At 73.0% G+C, this 18,822-nt stretch carries 13 protein-coding genes and 2 pseudogenes; 13 read left to right on the forward strand and 2 right to left on the reverse strand.

From position 1 onward, the window contains the following. Window positions 1-182: 182 nt before the first annotated feature. From VR44_RS09835 to VR44_RS09845, 3 genes are all read left to right on the forward strand, one after another. Window positions 183-2,489 (forward strand): HelD family protein, encoded by a 2,307-nt coding sequence (locus VR44_RS09835; protein WP_045947045.1) that lies wholly within the window; start codon window positions 183-185, stop codon window positions 2,487-2,489. 466 nt (window positions 2,490-2,955) lie between these two features. Continuing rightward, window positions 2,956-4,392, forward strand: a complete 1,437-nt coding sequence (locus VR44_RS09840; RefSeq protein ID WP_042817021.1) for an NAD-dependent malic enzyme — start codon at window positions 2,956-2,958, stop codon at window positions 4,390-4,392. A gap of 308 nt (window positions 4,393-4,700) precedes the next feature. Next, entirely contained in the window at window positions 4,701-4,982 is a 282-nt protein-coding gene (locus VR44_RS09845) for an HU family DNA-binding protein (RefSeq protein WP_007264399.1), read from the forward strand. A gap of 246 nt (window positions 4,983-5,228) precedes the next feature. Here VR44_RS09845 and murA read toward each other — a convergent pair whose 3' ends face one another. Continuing rightward, entirely contained in the window at window positions 5,229-6,566 is a 1,338-nt protein-coding gene (murA, locus tag VR44_RS09850; RefSeq protein ID WP_045947036.1) for a UDP-N-acetylglucosamine 1-carboxyvinyltransferase, read from the reverse strand. A 262-nt stretch (window positions 6,567-6,828) separates the two neighbouring features. Between murA and VR44_RS09855 the strand changes: the two genes are divergently transcribed. From VR44_RS09855 to VR44_RS09865, 3 genes are all read left to right on the forward strand, one after another. After that, a complete protein-coding gene (locus VR44_RS09855; protein ID WP_045947037.1) occupies window positions 6,829-7,389 on the forward strand; it encodes a YqgE/AlgH family protein in 561 nt (186 codons plus the stop codon). A 29-nt stretch (window positions 7,390-7,418) separates the two neighbouring features. Then, the gene (locus tag VR44_RS09860; protein ID WP_045947038.1) at window positions 7,419-7,703 is read left to right on the forward strand and encodes a DUF3039 domain-containing protein; all 285 of its coding nucleotides are present in this window, start codon (window positions 7,419-7,421) and stop codon (window positions 7,701-7,703) included. Between the two features lie 222 nt (window positions 7,704-7,925). Next, a complete protein-coding gene (locus VR44_RS09865) occupies window positions 7,926-9,548 on the forward strand; it encodes a beta-N-acetylhexosaminidase (RefSeq protein ID WP_045947039.1) in 1,623 nt (540 codons plus the stop codon). A 453-nt stretch (window positions 9,549-10,001) separates the two neighbouring features. On the opposite strand, the gene VR44_RS49080 is transcribed toward VR44_RS09865, so the two are convergent. Then, entirely contained in the window at window positions 10,002-10,139 is a 138-nt protein-coding gene (locus tag VR44_RS49080; protein WP_245691661.1) for a hypothetical protein, read from the reverse strand. Between VR44_RS49080 and VR44_RS09870 the strand changes: the two are divergent. The 7 genes and pseudogenes from VR44_RS09870 to mycP form a co-directional block, all read left to right on the forward strand. After that, window positions 10,099-10,913 (forward strand): annotated as a pseudogene (locus tag VR44_RS09870) (FAD binding domain-containing protein). The gene VR44_RS49080 and the pseudogene VR44_RS09870 sit on opposite strands and share 41 nt — an antisense overlap. 1,237 nt (window positions 10,914-12,150) lie before the next feature. Continuing rightward, window positions 12,151-12,948, forward strand: a pseudogene (locus VR44_RS47000) ((2Fe-2S)-binding protein); the annotation flags it as partial. Window positions 12,949-13,166: 218 nt separating this feature from the next. Further along, the gene (locus tag VR44_RS41055) at window positions 13,167-13,382 is read left to right on the forward strand and encodes a hypothetical protein (protein ID WP_052713530.1); all 216 of its coding nucleotides are present in this window, start codon (window positions 13,167-13,169) and stop codon (window positions 13,380-13,382) included. After that, window positions 13,379-15,751, forward strand: a complete 2,373-nt coding sequence (locus VR44_RS09890; protein ID WP_169790994.1) for a xanthine dehydrogenase family protein molybdopterin-binding subunit — start codon at window positions 13,379-13,381, stop codon at window positions 15,749-15,751. The genes VR44_RS41055 and VR44_RS09890 overlap by 4 nt, the downstream gene beginning before the upstream one ends. A gap of 109 nt (window positions 15,752-15,860) precedes the next feature. Further along, window positions 15,861-16,388, forward strand: coding sequence for a DUF2563 family protein (locus VR44_RS09895; RefSeq protein ID WP_245691660.1), 528 nt, complete (start codon window positions 15,861-15,863; stop codon window positions 16,386-16,388). Next, entirely contained in the window at window positions 16,388-17,815 is a 1,428-nt protein-coding gene (locus VR44_RS09900; RefSeq protein WP_045947043.1) for a WXG100 family type VII secretion target, read from the forward strand. Before VR44_RS09895 ends, VR44_RS09900 begins: the two co-directional genes overlap by 1 nt. Window positions 17,816-17,827: 12 nt before the next feature. Further along, window positions 17,828-18,822 (forward strand): type VII secretion-associated serine protease mycosin (gene mycP, locus VR44_RS09905; RefSeq protein ID WP_045947044.1); only part of this gene is annotated, 995 nt, incomplete at its 3' end.

Genomic DNA, 18,822 nt, shown 5'->3' on the forward strand with positions numbered 1-18,822 from the left:
GCACCACACCGGCCCCTCTCCGGCCCCCCCGGCGCCCCCCGCACCGGGCAGGAGGCCCCGTTCGCCCGTGTCCTCGTACGAAACGACAGGCCCCCCCGGCCGCCGCGCGGACCGGGCGTGCGGAGTGGGGGCTGATTCGCGTACGGTTGACGGTCGCCCACGCACGTCAGAAGGGGGCCTTGGTGGCCGCGCAGAATGCCGCTGTCGACAGCACGGCGGATTCCGTCCGCGATCGGGAGATCGCGGTCGAGCAGACGCATCTCGATCAGGTGTACCGACGCCTTGAGGAGAAGATCCACGAGGCCGAGTTCCTCATGAACGACGCCGCCAAGCGCGGCCAGGTCGGTACGCCCGGCGCGCTCGCCGAGCGGGACGCGCAGGTCTTCCGCGCCGGGATCCACCTCAACCGCCTGAACAACGAGTTCGAGGACTTCCTCTTCGGGCGGATCGACCTCGTCCTCGGGAAGGACGGGGAGCGGGGCCCCGACGGCGCCTACACCTCCGTCGAGCCCGCCGACGACGCGATCCGGCCGGACCTCACCGCCGACATCGCCGAGACCCTGCACATCGGCCGCATCGGCGTGCTCGACACCGATTACGCGCCGCTCGTCATCGACTGGCGCGCCCCCGCGGCCGCGCCGTTCTACCGGTCGACCCCCAAGGACCCCGGCCGGGTCATCCGCCGCCGGGTGATCCGCTCCAAGGGCCGCAAGGTGCTCGGGGTCGAGGACGACCTGATGCGTCCGGAGATCACCGCCAGCCTCGACGGCCGGGAGCTTCCGGCCATCGGCGACGGCGCGCTGATGGCCGCCCTCGGGCGGGCCCGTACGCACACGATGCGGGACATCGTCTCGTCCATCCAGGCCGAGCAGGACCTGGTCATCCGCGCCCCCGCCGCCTCCGTCGCGGAGGTCGCGGGCGGGCCGGGCACCGGCAAGACGGCCGTCGCCCTGCACCGGGCCGCCTACCTCCTGTACCAGGACCGCCGCCGCTACTCGGGCGGCATCCTGATCGTCTCGCCGACCCCGCTGCTCGTCGCCTACACCGAGGGCGTGCTGCCCTCGCTCGGCGAGGAGGGGCAGGTCGCCATCCGGGCGCTCGGCTCCCTCGTCGACGGCGCCGAGGCGACCACGTACGACGACCCCGCCGTGGCCCGGATCAAGGGCTCCTCCCGCATGCTGAAGGTGCTCCGCAAGGCGGTGCGCGGCGCCCTGGAGCTGGGTGACGCCCCGGAGCGGCTGCGCGTGGTGGCCTTCGGCCGCCGCGTCGAGCTGGAGGCGCCGGAGCTGAACCGGATCCGGCAGAACGTGCTCGGCGGGACCGCGCCCGTGAACCTGCTGCGCCCGCGCGCCCGCAAGCTGCTCCTCGACGCCCTGTACGCGAAGACCGGCGCGAACGGCCGGCACAGCGACCCGGAGCTGGCGGCAGAGCTGCGCAGCGCCTTCGACGAGGACATCTCCACCGAGGACGACTTCCTCGGCTTCCTGAACGCCTGGTGGCCGGAGCTCACCCCGCGCCGGGTGCTGGCCGCGATGGCCGACGAGCGGCGGCTGGGCCGCTGGTCGCGCCGGGACCTGAACCCGCGCGAGACCCGCCAGCTGGCGCGTTCGCTGCGCCGGGTCGGCCCGGACGGCTCCGGCCCCCTCTCGGTGCACGACGTGGCGCTGCTGGACGAGCTGAACCAGCTCCTCGGTGCGCCCGCGCGGCCGAAGCGCAAGCGGGAGATGGACCCGTTGGACCAGCTCAGCGGGCTGGAGGAGCTGATGCCGACCCGGGAGGAGACCACCTGGGAGCGGGCGGAGCGGATCGCGGCGGAGCGGACCGAGTACGCGCACGTGATCGTGGACGAGGCGCAGGACCTGACGCCGATGCAGTGGCGGATGGTGGGCCGGCGGGGCCGTACGGGCACCTGGACGGTGGTCGGCGACCCGGCGCAGTCCTCGTGGACGGACCCGGACGAGGCGGCCGCGGCACGGGACGAGGCGCTGGGTTCCCGGCCGCGCCGGCGGTTCACGCTGACGGTGAACTACCGCAACCCGGCCGAGGTCGCCGAGGTGGCCTCGCGGGTGCTGGAGCTGGCGATGCCGGGGATGGAGCCGCCGACGGCGGTGCGTTCGACGGGCCTGGAGCCCCGCTTCACCACGGCCGGGGAGGACCTCGGGGCGGCGGTGCGGGAGGAGACGCGGCGGCTGCTGGAGCAGGTGGACGGCACGGTCGGCGTGGTCGTGGCCATGGACCGGCGCGCGGAGGCGGCGGGCTGGCTCGCCGACCTGGGCGAGCGGGCGGTGGCGCTGGGCAGCCTGGAGGCCAAGGGCCTGGAGTACGACGCCACGGTGGTGGTCTCCCCGGTGGAGATCGCGGAGGAGTCTCCGGCGGGCCTGCGGGTGCTGTACGTGGCGCTGACGCGCGCGACGCAGCAGCTGACGGTGGTGTCGGCGGAGGCCGACCGGCCGGACGCGGCCGGGGTGCCGGAGCTGCTGCGGCCCTGACCGGGGCGTGCGGCCGTTCGGCTCGCGGCCAGGCGCGTGACGGCGGTGTCCAACTCGCGGGAGGGGGGACCGCTTCCGGCGATCCTTTGTTAGCCTGGTTGAGACACCGGCTCGATCCAAGCCCCCGGGCCCAACCTTCGTCGCTTAGAGCGACCACTTGCCGCGAGGCGAGCATGGCGGGTCGGTGTCTTAGCCGGAACAGCAGGTCCGCGCCCTCCATCCTGTCTCTTAGGTCCGCGCCCTCCATCCGTGGAGGGCGCGGACCTGTTTTTTTGCGTGTACTCGCCATTTTGTGTGTACACACCATTCCAACCCCCCAGGTTCTCTCGTATGGTGGAAGAGTTCTTCCGAAATTTGTAGCTGGTTACCTCGTACCGGCTGGTAGGTGGGACGATCGGACAACAGGTCCCGCCCGTGCGGGACCCTGTGCGTACAGAAGAACCAGGGACAGAAGAGGAACACGGCCATGGCAACGGCGCCCAGCGTCTCGTATTCGATGACGGTCCGACTGGAAGTGCCCGCGAGCGGAACCGCGGTCTCCCAGCTCACCACCGCCGTGGAGTCTTCCGGAGGCTCGGTCACCGGCCTCGACGTGACCGCCTCCGGGCACGAGAAGCTCCGTATCGACGTCACCATCGCCGCCACCTCCACGGCCCACGCCGACGAGATCGTCGAGAAGCTGCGCGGCATCGAGGGCGTCAGCCTCGGGAAGGTCTCCGACCGAACCTTCCTGATGCACCTCGGCGGCAAGATCGAGATGTCGTCCAAGCACCCCATCCGCAACCGTGACGACCTCTCGATGATCTACACCCCGGGCGTCGCCCGCGTGTGCACGGCCATCGCCGAGAACCCCGAGGACGCGCGCCGCCTGACCATCAAGCGCAACTCCGTCGCAGTCGTGACCGACGGCTCCGCCGTCCTGGGCCTGGGCAACATCGGCCCGATGGCCGCACTGCCCGTCATGGAGGGCAAGGCGGCCCTCTTCAAGCGCTTCGCGGGCATCGACGCCTGGCCGATCTGCCTCGACACCCAGGACTCCGACGAGATCGTGGCCATCGTCAAGGCCATCGCCCCCGGCTTCGCCGGCATCAACCTCGAGGACATCTCCGCCCCCCGCTGCTTCGAGATCGAGGCCCGGCTGCGCGAGGCCCTCGACATCCCCGTCTTCCACGACGACCAGCACGGCACCGCCATCGTCGTCCTCGCCGCCCTCACCAACGCACTGCGCGTCGTGGGCAAGGCAGTTGAGGACGTCAAGGTCGTCATGTCGGGCGCCGGCGCCGCCGGTACGGCCATCCTCAAGCTGCTCCTCGCCGCCGGCGTGAAGAACGCCGTCAGCGCCGACATCCACGGCGTCGTGCACGCCGGCCGCCCCGACCTGGTCGACGCCGCCCCGGACTCCCCGCTGCGCTGGATCGCCGACAACACCAACCCCGAGGGCTACACCGGCACCCTCAAGGAGGCCGTGGTCGGCGCCGACGTCTTCATCGGCGTCTCCGCCCCCAACGTGCTCTCCGGCGAGGACGTCGCCGCCATGGCCGAGGGCGCCATCGTGTTCGCGCTCGCGAACCCGGACCCGGAGGTGGACCCGGCCGTCGCGCGCCAGACCGCCGCCGTCGTGGCCACCGGCCGCTCCGACTTCCCCAACCAGATCAACAACGTGCTGGTCTTCCCGGGCGTCTTCCGCGGCCTCCTGGACGCCCAGTCCCGGACCGTGAACACCGACATGATGCTGGCCGCCGCCACCGCCCTCGCCGACGTCGTCGGCCGGGACGAGCTGAACGCGAACTACATCATCCCGTCCGTCTTCAACGACAAGGTCGCGGGCGCCGTCGCCGGCGCCGTCCGCAAGGCCGCGCAGGCCGGTGCCGAGAAGGCCGCTGTGACGGGGCCCACGGCCTGATCCCGGCGCGTCGCGGGATGCGGGCCCGGCGGGGCACCTCTAGGGTTGCGGGGATGCCCGCGCAGCGCGCGGTCCGCATCAGCGTCGGAGCCTCGGGTGTGACGGAGCGTCACTGCGGCGTGACTGTGGCGCTTTTCGTGTGACCCTGGCGGGTGCCGGATTGGCTTTCCCGCCGCTGGTGGGGGCAGGATGCGTAACCGGGCGAGAGGGTCTGACGTTCAGACCCGGGTCCGGGGACTGTCCTAGGGCCCTGGCAGCATCGGCTTCGATCTCACGCCTCTAAGGCAAGTTGAACACGGGAGTACAACATGAACCGCAGTGAGCTGGTGGCCGCTCTGTCCGAGCGCGCCGAGGTGACCCGCAAGGACGCCGACGCCGTTCTGGCCGCGCTCGCCGAGACCGTCGGCGAGATCGTCGCCAAGGGCGACGAGAAGGTCACCATCCCCGGCTTCCTGACCTTCGAGCGCACCCACCGTGCCGCTCGCACCGCGCGCAACCCGCAGACCGGCGACCCCATCCAGATCCCGGCCGGCTACAGCGTGAAGGTCTCCGCGGGCTCCAAGCTCAAGGAAGCCGCCAAGGGCAAGTAGTACGCCCTTGTGCCGAGGGCCGCACAGGCCCTCGGGACGGCAGTAGTACGTAGAACGGCCGAGGGCGGCCACCCCGGTGGGGTGGCCGCCCTCAGGCCTTTCCCGGGCCTTCCAGGCCCTCCCAGGCCCCTTGCGGGCCCCGGGAGGGGAAGATCCGGAGGACGGCCGTCCCGGTTCGGCGGGACGGCCGTCAGGCGACGGTTGTCAGACGGCGGTTGCCAGGCAACGGTCGTCGGACGGCGGTCGTCAGACCAGGTCGCCGTTGGGGAGCTCGACCTTCGCGCCGAGCTCGACGAGCTTCTCCATGAAGTTCTCGTAGCCGCGGTTGATCAGGTCGATGCCGTGGACGCGCGAGGTGCCCTCGGCCGCCAGCGCCGCGATCAGGTACGAGAACCCGCCGCGCAGGTCGGGGATGACCAGGTCGGCGCCCTGCAGCTTGGTGGGGCCGGACACGACCGCCGAGTGCAGGAAGTTGCGCTGGCCGAAGCGGCAGGCGCTGCCGCCCAGGCACTCGCGGTACAGCTGGATGTGGGCACCCATCTGGTTCAGCGCCGAGGTGAAGCCGAGCCGGGACTCGTAGACCGTCTCGTGGACGATCGACAGGCCCGAGGCCTGCGTCAGGGCCACGACCAGCGGCTGCTGCCAGTCGGTCTGGAAGCCGGGGTGCACGTCCGTCTCCAGCGCGATGGCGTTGAGCGGGCCGCCCGGGTGCCAGAAGCGGATGCCCTCGTCGTCGATCTCGAAGGCGCCGCCGACCTTCCGGAAGGTGTTCAGGAAGGTCATCATCGAGCGCTGCTGCGCCCCGCGGACGTAGATGTTGCCGCCGGTCGCCAGGGCCGCGGAGGCCCAGGACGCCGCCTCCAGGCGGTCCGGGAGCGCCTTGTGGTTGTAGCCGCTCAGGCGGTCCACACCGGTGATCCGGATGGTCCGGTCGGTGTCCATCGAGATGATCGCGCCCATCTTCTGCAGCACGCAGATGAGGTCCTCGATCTCGGGCTCGACGGCGGCGTTGCTGAGCTCGGTGACGCCCTCGGCCAGGACGGCCGTCAGCAGCACCTGCTCGGTCGAGCCGACCGACGGGTAGGGCAGGCGGATCTTGCAGCCGCGCAGGCGCTGCGGGGCCTCCAGGTACTGGCCGCCCTCGCGCTTCTCGATGGTCGCGCCGAACTGGCGGAGCACGTCGAAGTGGAAGTCGATCGGCCGGCCGCCGATGTCGCAGCCGCCCAGGCCCGGGATGAAGGCGTGGCCGAGGCGGTGCAGCAGCGGGCCGCAGAACAGGATCGGGATGCGGGAGGAACCCGCGTGCGCGTCGATGTCGGCGACGTTCGCGCTCTCGACGTACGTGGGGTCGAGGACCAGCTCGCCCGGCTCCTCGCCGGGGCGCACGGTCACACCGTGCAGCTGGAGGAGACCGCGCACGACCCGCACGTCACGGATGTCGGGAACATTGCGCAGCCGGCTCGGTTCACTGCCGAGCAGGGCGGCCACCATGGCCTTCGGCACGAGGTTCTTCGCACCGCGGACACGGATCTCGCCCTCGAGCGGGGTTCCGCCGTGGACAAGCAGGACATCGTTGCCGGTCATGGATCTCGCGTTCCGGAGTGGATGGGCAGGGGACCAGACGTAAGGGTAAGGGCCACCACCCCCTTGTTTGTATGGGTGACGGGGCCGTAGGACTGTCATGAATTCGGTTCACCACGTACGGTGTCCGCCAGGTAGCGGAGTGTGCCGTTCCGGCGTGAATGGCGGCGCGCGCTCCCGTCTGCAGCCGTGCGCCCTGAGCTGCGCGTGATCGAATCCCGCCGCCCGCTCCCCCCGGAGGGCGAATGTGCGAGATCATGTGCCCATGACCGAGGTGTCCTCCCTCACAGGGCGGCTGCTCGTGGCCACCCCCGCCCTCGCGGATCCGAACTTCGACCGCGCGGTGGTGCTGCTGCTCGACCACGACGAGCAGGGCTCCCTCGGCGTGGTCCTCAACCGGCCCACCCCCGTGGACGTCCGCGACATCCTGCTGCCGTGGGCCCCGCTGGCCGGTGATCCGGGCGTGGTGTTCCAGGGCGGCCCCGTCGCCCTCGACTCCGCCCTCGGAGTCGCGGTGATACCGGGCGAGGAGGGCCCGCTCGGCTGGCGCCGGGTGCACGGGGCCATCGGCCTCGTCGACCTGGAGGCCCCGCCGGAACTGCTCGCCGCCGCCCTCGGGGGCCTGCGCATCTTCGCCGGTTACTCCGGCTGGGGGCCGGGCCAGCTGGAGGACGAGCTGGGCGACGGCGCCTGGTACGTCGTGGACTCCGAGCCCGGCGACGTCTCCTTCCCCGACCCCGAACGGCTGTGGCGGGCGGTGCTGCGCCGCCAGCGCAGCGAGCTCGCGATGGTCGCCACCTATCTGGACGACCCGTCGCTGAACTGACCCGGGCGGCGTTCAGTACCCTGGTTTTTATGAGCACTCTCGAGCCCGATCGCGGGACTGGTACGGGGACCCTCGTAGAGCCGACGCCCGTGGTGTCCCACGGCGACGGCGACCACGAGCGCTTCGCCCACTACGTCCAGAAGGACAAGATCATGGCGAGCGCCCTCGACGGCACCCCCGTCGTCGCGCTCTGCGGCAAGGTCTGGGTGCCGGGCCGCGACCCGAAGAAGTACCCCGTCTGCCCCATGTGCAAGGAGATCTACGACTCCATGGGCGCCGGCGGCGACAAGGACAAGGGCGGCAAGGACAAGTAGCGGGTCCGGCTCCGCCGGGAAGGCCCCCGGGCGTGCACGCAGGTGCGCCCCCCGGGGGCCTTCTCATTTGTCCGGACCTTTCGCTCCCGGAGCCTTTGCCGGGCCCGGTGGCGGGGTTAGGGTCGGCGGCACGAGCGCTGTGCCGCACGAGTGCTGTGCCCGCACGAGTGCTGTGCTGCGTGAGCGCGCGCCGCGCGAGTGCGTGCTGTGAGGGGCTGACGCATGGACCTGATCCCCGTACCCCGGGTGGCCGTTCCCGACGAGGAGGGCCGCCGTTACGTGTTCGGGCCCGAGCCGGTGCTCGACGCCGGGCCGGGCTGCGAGGGGGTCGCGCGCTGGCTGCGGCGGGAGGTCGGGGGCGCCACCGGGTGGGCGCTGCCGGCGGGGGCGCCGGGCGATCTGCGGCTGCGGCTGGACCCCGCGGGGACGGGGCCCGAGGCGTACCGGCTGGAGGTCGGCGCCGACGGGGTCGAGCTGACCGGCGGGGACGCGGCCGGGCTGTTCTGGGCCGCCCAGACGCTGCGTCAGCTCCTGGGCGCCGACGCCTTCCGGCGGGCCCCGCTGCGGCCCGGGCGGGCCTGGGACCTGCCGTACGCCCGCATCGCCGACCGGCCCCGCTTCGGCTGGCGCGGGCTGATGCTGGACGTGGCCCGGCACTTCATGCCCAAGGACGGCGTACTGCGGTACATCGACCTGCTCGCCGCGCACAAGCTCAACGTGCTGCACCTGCACCTGACGGACGACCAGGGCTGGCGCATCGAGATCGAGCGGCATCCCGAGCTCACGGAGACCGGCTCCTGGCGGCCCCGCAGCCGGTGGGGGCACCGGGCGTCCCCGCTGTGGAACGAGACCCCGCACGGCGGCTTCTACACCCACGACGACATCCGCGAGATCGTCGCCTACGCGGCCGAGCGGCACGTCCGGATCGTCCCCGAGGTCGACATCCCCGGGCACTCCCAGGCGGCGATCGCCGCCTACCCCTGGCTGGGCAACGCCGACGTGGTGGACACGGCGGCGCTGCGGGTGTGGGAGGACTGGGGCGTCAGCGAGAACGTGCTCGCGCCGACCGAGGAGGTCCTGCGCTTCTACGAAGGGGTCTTCGAGGAGCTGCTGGAGCTGTTCCCGCCCGAGGTCTCGCCGTTCGTGCACGTCGGCGGCGACGAGTGCCCCAAGGACCAGTGGCGGGCCTCGGCGACGGCACAGTCGCGCATCCGGGAGCTGGGCGTGGACGGGGAGGACGGCCTCCAGTCCTGGTTCATCCGGCACTTCGACCGGTGGCTCGCCGAACGGGGCCGCCGGCTCATCGGCTGGGACGAGATCCTGGAGGGCGGCCTCGCGGACGGCGCGGCCGTCTCCTCCTGGCGCGGCTACGTGGGCGGGATCGCCGCCGCCGAGGCCGGGCACGACGTGGTGATGTGCCCTGAGCAGCAGGTGTACCTGGACCACCGTCAGGCGGACGGCCCCGACGAGCCGATGCCCATCGGGTACGTCCGCTCCCTGGAGGACGTCTACCGGTTCGAGCCGGTGCCGCCGAAGCTGTCGCCGGAGGCCGCCGCGCACGTGCTGGGTGCGCAGGCCAACGTGTGGACCGAGGTGATGGAGCACCAGGGGCGGGTCGACTACCAGGTGTTCCCGCGGCTGGCCGCCTTCGCGGAGGCGGTGTGGTCGTGGATGCCGGAACCGGAATCCCGTGACTGGGCCGGCTTCGAGGCGCGGGTGCCGGCGCACCTGGCGCGTCTGGACGCCCTCGGGGTCGCTTACCGGCCACCTGGCGGACCGCTGCCGTGGCAGCGGCGGCCGGGGGTGCGGGGGCGTCCGCGCGAGGGCGCGCCCCCGATCGTGTGACCCGGGGGAGCGGGCGCCCGTGCGGACGGGGGGCGCTCCCCGCGACCGGAAGCGGAACTCTTCGGGAACCTATGGAACTGTCGCTCGAACAAGGCCGATACGGGGGAAAACGGACGTTCGGGTCGGTGTCGTACGAAGGTGGATCCGGCCGGTCCGGAGGGATCCGTCCGGGGCGGGTCCCGGGAGCGCGGCCGGGGGTCGGACCGGGTGAAAGGGGCGTGAAGGGCCGGCGCACGGGAGGTGTCCCGGCCGGGCCGCCTCCGGGCTCCGGGCGGACGGGGACGGTGGTACCCGGGAGACCCTCGCGCCGGGCGCTCCCGAAGATGTGCCAGAGTTGCCACGTCCCGGCGGTGAGCACGTACCGTACGGCGGACAGGCGTGAGCGCCAGGACCGGGACATCGGGAAGGGGCAGCTGGGTTGACCACGCACGCACCGCACACACCGCATTCGGCTCAGGGGCCGCACACCCCGTACGCGTCGCCGGGGCAGGCGGCGCAGTCCGTGATGCTGCCGGCCTCGCTCGACGAGGCCGTCGCGGCGCTCGCCGCCATGCCCGCGGCCGTCCCGGTGGCCGGCGGCACCGACCTCATGGCCGCCGTCAACGCCGGACTGCTGCGGCCCGCCGCTCTGGTGGGCCTCGGGCGGATCAGCGAGATCCGCGGCTGGCAGTACCAGGACGGGCACGCCCTGCTCGGCGCCGGCCTGACGCACGCCCGGATGGGGCGGCCGGATTTCGCCGCTCTGATCCCGGCGCTGGCCGCCGCCGCACGCGCGGCCGGCCCGCCGCAGATCCGCAACGCCGGCAGCAGATCCGCAACGCCGGCACCCTCGGCGGCAACATCGCGACGGCCGCGCCGACCGGTGACGCGCTGCCCGTGCTGGCCGCGCTGGAGGCGGTGCTGGTCATCGTCGGCCCCGGCGGCTCGCAGCGCGAGATCCCCGTCTCCCACCTGCTCGCCGGCCGGGACATGCTGCGGCCCGGCGAACTGATCGGTTTCGTGCGGGTGCCGCTGCTGCACGCCCCCCAGGTGTTCCTGAAGGCCACGGGCCGGACGGGGCCGGGGCGCGCGGTGGCCTCGGTCGGGCTCGTGCTGGACCCCGCGCGGCGGGGCGTGCGGTGCGCGATCGGCGCGGTGGCCCCGATGCCGCTGCGGCCGCTGGAGGCCGAGCAGTGGGTGGCCTCGCTGATCGACTGGGACGGGGACCGCAGTCTGGCCCCGGAGGCCCTGGAGGCCTTCGGAGAGTACGTCGCGGCGGCGTGCGTGCCCGACCAGGGGCAGCAGGTCTCCGCCGGAGTACTGCATCTGCGGCGCACCGTCGCCGTGCTGGCGCGCAGGGCCCTGGGGAGGGCGCTGACCTCATGAGTGAGAACGAGAACGTGAGCGGAACGACCGGGGACACGGGGAACGCGGGGAGCATGGGCAACGGCGGCCCCGAGGGGGCGGCCGCGGGGGCCGGCTGGGGCTGGGAGCCGGTGCCGCACGGCGGCGACTACGACTCCGACGCCACCGCCTTCGTGCAGCTGCCGCAGGACATGCTGGACGCGCTCGACACGGGGGAGCCGCTCGCGGCGCCCGGGCACGGCTTCGTGCCGCCTCCGATGATCATGCCGCTGGGCTCGTCCGGCAGTACGGACCCCAGCGCCACCGGGACCTGGACGATGCCGGCCCAGTGGCCCGACGCGGGCGGTGCGCCCGCACAGGGCCCGGCCGCCGACACGGCCGCGGCGGCTCCGGCCCGCGGCCCGATCCCGGCGTCCAGGCGGCCGAGCCGGAGGCGCACGCGGAGTTCCACGGCGGCGCGCGGCCCGAGGGCGCGCAGGGGCAGGCGGAAGCGCAGGTCCAGCCGCAGTCGGGCTTCCGCCTGGCTTCCCACGCGGGCGCGCACGGGACGGCGCAGCACGTGGCGCATGTGCAGCACGGGGAGCACGGCGAGCCTGCGGGGCAGGGAGAGCACGCGGGGCACGCGGGGCATGTGGGGCACGCGGAGCAGCAGCACGCGCAGCACTACGCCGACCCGCACGCCGGGGCGGATCCGGGGGCGACGGCCGAGTGGCAGTTCCCGGACGCCCTGCACCGGGACGAGGAGCCCGCGGCGACCGGGCACTGGACGCTGCCGGCCGACCTGACGGGCGGCGGGGCTGGTGCTGGTGCCGGGGTTGGTGCGGATGCCGGGGCCGGCGGTGAGGTGTCCGGCGGGACCGGGGAGTTCCGGGTCGGCGGGCCCGACGCGGGCTGGGGTCAGGCTCCCGTGACGCTGCCGGGCGGTGCTCCCGCCCCCTGGGCGGCGCCCGAGGTGCCGGCCGGGCCGGGTGCGGAGGACGTGGCGGCCGCGGCCGAGACGCCGCTGAGCTCCGGCGTGCTGCCGGGCGGCGGTGCCCCCGGGGCGCACGGGGCCGGGGCGCCGGGACGCGGGCCGAGGGTGCTGGGCGGTCCCGGTGTCGGGACCCCGCTGCCCGAGGGCTACCCCCAGGCCGGGCCGGAGCCCGAGTCCGTGCTGGAGGCCGCCCCGGACATCGAGGCCTCCCACGGCCACGGCCCGGCGCAACCCCCGGCCGGGGACGAGCGGCCGCGGCCGGCGGAGGCGGAGGCCGAAGGCGCCGGCACCGAGCCGGAGGAGGGGCCCGCCCCTGCCCCGGCACCGGGCGGGGCGCACGGGCACGGCTTCGCGGAGGGGGCCGCCGCCCCCGCCGGAGCGGAGGCCGCGCCCGCGCCGGGTGAGGACACCGCCGACAGCGCCGTGCCGGCACCGGCCGGGCACGACACCGGGGAGTTCCCGCTCGGGGAGGCGGCGTACGAGGAAGAACGGCAGCCCGCCGTCGCCCATCACGAGCACCCTTCCGCTTCGTACGTCCTGCGCGTCAACGGCGCCGACCGGCCCGTCACCGGCGCCTGGATCGGCGAGTCCCTGCTCTACGTGCTGCGCGAGCGGCTCGGCCTGGCCGGCGCCAAGGACGGCTGCTCGCAGGGCGAGTGCGGGGCGTGCGCGGTGCAGGTCGACGGGCGGCTCGTCGCCTCCTGCCTGGTCCCGGCGGCGACGGCGGCCGGCTCCGAGGTCCGCACGGTGGAGGGGCTCGCCCGGGGCGGGGAACTCTCGGACGTGCAGCAGGCGTTGTGCAGGTCGGGCGGGGTGCAGTGCGGGTTCTGCGTGCCCGGCATGGCCATGACCATCCATGACCTGCTGGAGGGCAACCACGCGCCCAGCGACCTGGAGACCCGGCAGGCGCTCTGCGGCAACCTGTGCCGCTGCTCCGGCTACAAGGGCGTCATCGAGGCGGTCCGCGAGGTCATCGCGGAGCGCGAGGCCACCGCCGCTCAGGCGGCGGAGGGCATGGCCCCGGAAGCCCCGGCGGAGGCGCTCATCCCGCACCAGGCACAGCCCGGCGAAGGCGGCGTGCACGGCTTCGACGCCCCTGCACCGGGCCCCGACGGGACCTTCGGCGGCAACGGCTTCGACGTCTCGGGCGCGTTCGACACGTCCGGCGGCTTCGACCCGGCGCTGCCCGGCCCGAACGGCACCCTGGGCGGCAACGGCTTCGAGGTGGCGGCCGGCTTCGACACCGCCGCGCCCGGCCCGAACGGCACCCTCGGCGGCAACGGCTTCGACGCGTCCGGCATGTGTATAAGAGACAGGACGCGTTCGACGCGCTCGACACGACGGGCGCCCTCGGCATCCCGGGCACCCCGGGCGCGACCGGCGGGGCGGCCCCCGCCCCGCACGGCTTCGAAGGCCCCCACGGGCCCCATGGCCCAGGCCACGGCACCCCCCAGGGCCCCCACGGCACCAGCAGCAGCGGATTCGACGGGATCCACCACAACGGAGGCATGGCGTGAGCGGGCAGGACGCGGCCACGGCGACGACCACGACCACCACCATGACCATGGCGACGCTCAACGTGGGCGTCGGCGCCGACGGCGACGGCGACGGTGGCAACGGCGACCAGCAGCGCACCGCGCGCGGCATCGGAGCCTCCGTCCCCTCGGCGGACACCCGCGCCAAGGCCGAGGGCACCTTCCCCTACGCCGCCGACCTGTGGGCCGAGGGCCTGCTGTGGGCCGCCGTGCTGCGTTCCCCGCACGCCCACGCCCGCATCCGCTCCATCGACACCACGGCCGCCGCCGAGATGCCCGGCGTGCGCGCCGTCATCACCCACGCCGATGTCCCCGGCGCCACCACCCACGGCCGCCGCATCGCCGACCGGCCGGTCTTCGCCCACGACGTCGTGCGCCACCACGGCGAGCCCATCGCCGCCGTCGCCGCCGACCACCCCGACACGGCCCGCCTCGCGGCCGCCGCCATCGCCGTCGAGTACGAGCTCCTCGACGCCGTCACCGACCCCGAGCAGTCCTTCGGCGCCGCCCCCCTCCACCCGGACGGCAACCTGATCCGGCACATCCCGCTGCGCTACGGCGACCCGGACGCGACCGGCGAGGTGGTCGTCGAGGGCCTCTACCGCATCGGCCGCCAGGACCCGGCCCCCATCGGCGCCGAGGCCGGCCTCGCCGTGCCGCGCCCCGACGGCGGCGTCGAGATCTACACCGCCTCGACCGACCCGCACACCGACCGCGATCTCGCCGCCGCCTGCTTCGGCCTCGACCCGGACCGCGTCCGCGTCGTCGTCACCGGTGTCCCCGGCGCCACGGCCGACCGCGAGGACCCCGCCTTCCAGCTCCCGCTCGGCCTCCTCGCCCTGCGCACCGGCTGCCCGGTCAAGCTGGCCGCCACCCGCGAGGAGTCCTTCCTCGGCCACGCCCACCGCCACCCGACCCTGCTGCGCTACCGCCACCACGCGGACGCCGAGGGCCGGCTGGTCAAGGTCGAGGCGCAGATCCTGATGGACGCCGGCGCCTACGCCGACGCCTCCGCGGAGTCCCTCGCGGCGGCCGTGGCCTTCGCCTGCGGCCCGTACGTGGTCCCGCACGCCTTCGTCGAAGGCTGGGCGGTCCGCACGAACAACCCGCCCTCCGGCCACGTCCGGGGCGAGGGCGCCATGCAGGTCTGCGCGGCCTACGAGGGCCAGATGGACAAACTCGCGGCCGCCCTCGGCATCGACGGCGCCGAACTGCGCCTGCGCAACGCGCTCGCCACCGGCGACCTGCTGCCCACCGGCCAGACGGTCACCTGCCCGGCCCCGGTCGCCGAACTCCTGCGCTCGGTCCGCGACTTCCCCCTCCCCTCCCTCCCCAAGGACACCCCGGAGGAGGACTGGCTGCTGCCCGGCGGCCCCGAGGGCGCGGGCGAGCCCGGCGCCGTGCGGCGCGGGGTCGGCTACGGCGTGGGCATGGTCCACATGCTCGGTGCCGAGGGTGCCGACGAGGTGTCCACCGCCACCGTGAAGGTGGCGGGCGGCGCCGCCACCGTCATCTGCGCGGCCGTCGACACCGGCCAGGGCTTCTCCACCCTCGCCCGCCAGATCGTCCAGGAGGTCCTGGGCATCGACGAGGTGACCACGGCCCCCGTCGACACCGACCAGCCGCCCGCGGGCCCCTCCGCCCACGGCCGGCACACCTGGGTCTCGGGCGGGGCCGTGGAACGGGCCGCGAAAATGGTCCGCACCCAGCTCCTCCAGCCGATGGCCCACCAGCTCGGCATGTCCACCGAACTCCTCCAGATCCAGGACGGCCGGATCACGTCGTACGACGGGGCCTTCTCCCTCTCCGTCGCGGAGGCCATAGAGGGCAAGGAGCTCTGGGCGACGGCCCAGTGCCGCCCGCACCCGACGGAGCCGCTGGACGACCACGGCCAGGGCGACGCCTTCGTGGGCCTGGCCTTCTGCGCGATCCGCGCGGTGGTCGACGTGGACATCGAGCTCGGCACGGTCCGGGTGGTGGAGCTGGCCGTCGCGCAGGACGTGGGCCGCATCCTCAACCCCCGCCAGCTGGAGGCCCGTATCGAAGCGGGCGTCACCCAGGGCGTCGGCGCGGCCCTGACCGAAAACCTCCGCTCGGTCGCCGGCCTGGTCCGCCACCCCGACCTGACGGGCTACCCCCTGCCGACGTCGCTGGACGCCCCGGCGGTGCGGATCGTCCGGCTGGTGGAGGAACGGGACGTCGTCGCCCCCTTCGGGGCGAAGGCGGCGAGCGCGGTCCCGGTGGTGACGACCCCGGCGGCGGTGGCCTCGGCGGTGCGCGCGGCGACGGGCCGACCGGTGAACAGGATCCCGATCCGGCCATCCGCGGCGGTGGCGGTGTCCAACTCGTAGCGGCCTGCCCCACCTTGCCGTCGGTGCCGGTCGTTAGAGTGGCGGGTGACACGGGGGACGCGCGCGTGCGAACGGGTGCGGACGGGGACGGGAAGTGGGGGAGGCCATCGTGGCAGGGGAAAGCACACTGGGACTGCTGGGCGGCGGCAGTCTCGCCGGGGGCCTGGCGGACGCGGTGATGCGCCAGGCGAAGGCGCTCGAGGTCGAGTACGAGTCGCTCACGGACGCCAAGAACCGCGTCGACGCCCTGCTGAAGAAGCTGGACGGCTCACAGGCGGACGCCGGCAAACTCGCCCACGGCACCCTCCCCGCCGGCTCCCTCGGCACGGGCTTCGCGGAGGCGGAGAGCCTGTTCAAGGCGTACGACAAGGTCCACAGCGAGCTCCAGAAGCTCTCGGCGGGCCTGGCGGGCCAGATCGAGGCCCTCGGCATCGCCATCCAGACGGCGGGCAAGGGCTACGCGGGCGTGGACGAGGACACACAGGCGCGGATGCGGGCCCTGATCAGGCGCTCGAAGGAGGAGTACGACCCGGACCGCGACCCGCTGGTGAAGCAGGAGAAGGAAGCGCAGAAGCAGCAGGGCTCGACGCCCTCCACTCCGACTCCTACTCCGAGCACGTCGAAGGGGACGATCTGATGGCGACGACGAACTTCGAGGGCTACTCGCACGAGCAACTGCTGGCGATGATCGCCTCCCTCGACCCGGAGACGGTCAAGGCACGTGCCACGCAGCTGGCGGACGCTGCGATCGCCCTCAACGAGATCGGTGACAGCCTCAAGCGCCACGAGGTCAAGGGCTGGGAGGGCGAGGCGGCCGACAAGTTCCAGGACTGGGTGAGCCGCGCGGGCAACGCCACGCTGACGCTGGGCAAGTACAGCGACGTGGGCAGCCAGTGGATGACGCACGCAGCCCAGACGATGATCGAGGTCAAGGCCAACACCCCGAAGTACGACAAGGGGGCCGCCGACAACCTTGAGGCGGCCCGCAAGTACCACAACGACCCGGATGCCCAGCAGGTCGGCCAGACGGCCCACGCGAAGCTCACGGCCGACCACGAGCAGGCGGTCCAGCAACTGACGAAGCTGGCCCAGTCGTACGACTGGTCGGCGACGCAGCTGAGCAGCGCGGAGGCCCCGACGTTCCCGCCGCCGCCGGGGGTGTTTGAGCCGAGCAAGTCCGAAGGAAGTACCTATATCGACCGTGCAAGCGGAGGGCAGAGTCCTGGGGGCTACTCAGGAAGCCCGGGGTATGGGACGTCTGGGGCTGGCACGGGAGGTTCCCACCAGTCGAATGGGGTAGTGACCGGTCTGCCGCAGAGCGGCGACCACTCCCTGCCCTCGGCGACTGGGCCCGCACCGACGCATCCCCCGACGGTGCTGCCGGACCGGGGTGTAGACGTGGATCTCGATCATGTCGCCACCCTTCCGGACAAGACCATCCCGCCTACTTCTGGTCTACCTGTCGGACCCGGTCCGGGCATGCCTGGTGGGAACCCTCCCAGCGGGCCCGTACTGCCTCTGCCTCTGCCATCAATCGGTGGACCGTCGTCGCTGGGCGGCGGGCCGGTGCCCATAACGCGGCCTCCCGTTGGCATCGGCGGCAAGGTTGGGGGCATTCCGGTTCCGTCGCCGCGCGATACCGGCATCGTGGGCGGCCGACCGATCTCCACCGGTGGGTCCAGCGCGGGCATCCCCCGCAGCACGGTCATCGGTGCGGAAGGCCCGCATACGGGTGGCGGCCGTGGAATGCCCGGCATGATGGGTGGCGGCCTGGGTGGCCCCCACGGCACCCCGGGCGGTCGTGCTGCTGGTCGGCGACTGTCCATGGAGCCGGGTGGTGTGGTCGGTGGCCGTCAGGCCGCGGCTGGGGGCCAGCCGTTCACCCAGGGCGGTTCGGGCCTTGTGCGCGGGTCGGGTACAGGCGTGGTGGGCCATGGCGGCGCCACTTCCCAGGCTCCGAGTCGACGGCGCGCAGACCAGGGGGGCGACCGCCCCGACTACCTGGCCGAGGACGAAGAGACCTGGCAGGGCAACCGTCGTGTTGTGCCGCCGGTGATCGATTGAGCGGAACGGACGATGCACGGGATGCGCATGTGGAAGGCGACCTCGGCCCTGGTGGGTCTGCTGCTGGCTGGGGTCGCCGCGACCCCGGCCCATGCGCAGACCATCCGAGAGCAGCAGTGGCATCTCGACGCCATGAAAGCCGACGACATCTGGAAGATCAGCACTGGTGAAGGTGTCACTGTCGCTGTTATCGACGGCGGTGTCGGGCGGATTCCGGAACTTGAAGGTCAGGTTCTCCCAGGCAAGGATTTCGCGGCGGGGCAAACAGGCTACGAGGGCGACGAGCGTAACGACTACAACAAGCACGGAACTGGCATTGCTGCGGTGATCGCCGGCTCTGGAAAGCATCCGAGCGGTGACGGAGCGTATGGGTTGGCGCCTGGCGCGAAAATTCTCCCCATCCGGGTGCCTCTGGATCTGAGTCCGTCCACCCCGACCTGGGTCTCTGCTATTCGGTATGCCGCAGATTCGAATGCCAAGATCATCAACATCTCCTTGGGGGTCGAAGGCTCAGCGAAAGACGACCTGGCGCGTTCCGAGGCTGTCAAATATGCGCTCTCGAAGGGGAAGTTGATCTTTGCTGCGGTGGGAAACGATGGCAACACAACCAATTGGGTTGAATATCCCGGCGCCACACCTGGCGTCGTAGGTGTCGGGTCAGTGGGGCCTGACGGCGGTGCGGCAAAGCAGTCCCAGCATGGCCCGCAAGTCGACCTGTCAGCCCCTGGCGTTGACATCGTCACCGCGTGCGCGGGTAAAACGGAGCTGTGTAAGAGCAGCGGCACCAGCGACGCCACAGCCCTAACCTCCGCCTCCGCCGCCCTCCTCTGGTCCGTCCACCCCACCTGGACCAACAACCAGATCCTCCGCGTCCTCCTCAACACCGCCGGCAAGCCCGTCGACGGCGTCGAGCGGAACGACTACATCGGCTACGGCGTAGTCCGCCCCCGCGTCGCGCTCCCCACCCCCGGCGACCCCGGCCCGCCGGACGTGTACCCGCTCCCCCA

The sequence above is a fragment of the Streptomyces katrae genome, from assembly GCF_000966975.1.
Classification (GTDB): domain Bacteria; phylum Actinomycetota; class Actinomycetes; order Streptomycetales; family Streptomycetaceae; genus Streptomyces; species Streptomyces katrae.

Bases quoted from the DNA above. Each gene is read 5' to 3' on its own strand.
- VR44_RS09845 (WP_007264399.1), top strand. From the start codon at position 4,701: ATGAACCGCAGTGAGCTGGTGGCCGCTCTGTCCGAGCGCGCCGAGGTG.
- VR44_RS49080 (WP_245691661.1), bottom strand. From the start codon at position 10,139: ATGAGGTCGGTGCCGCCGGCCACCGGGACGGCCGCGGGCATGGCGGCG.
- VR44_RS09865 (WP_045947039.1), top strand. From the start codon at position 7,926: ATGGACCTGATCCCCGTACCCCGGGTGGCCGTTCCCGACGAGGAGGGC.
- VR44_RS09840 (WP_042817021.1), top strand. From the start codon at position 2,956: ATGGCAACGGCGCCCAGCGTCTCGTATTCGATGACGGTCCGACTGGAA.
- murA (WP_045947036.1), bottom strand. From the start codon at position 6,566: ATGACCGGCAACGATGTCCTGCTTGTCCACGGCGGAACCCCGCTCGAG.
- VR44_RS09855 (WP_045947037.1), top strand. From the start codon at position 6,829: ATGACCGAGGTGTCCTCCCTCACAGGGCGGCTGCTCGTGGCCACCCCC.
- VR44_RS09860 (WP_045947038.1), top strand. From the start codon at position 7,419: ATGAGCACTCTCGAGCCCGATCGCGGGACTGGTACGGGGACCCTCGTA.
- VR44_RS09900 (WP_045947043.1), top strand. From the start codon at position 16,388: ATGGCGACGACGAACTTCGAGGGCTACTCGCACGAGCAACTGCTGGCG.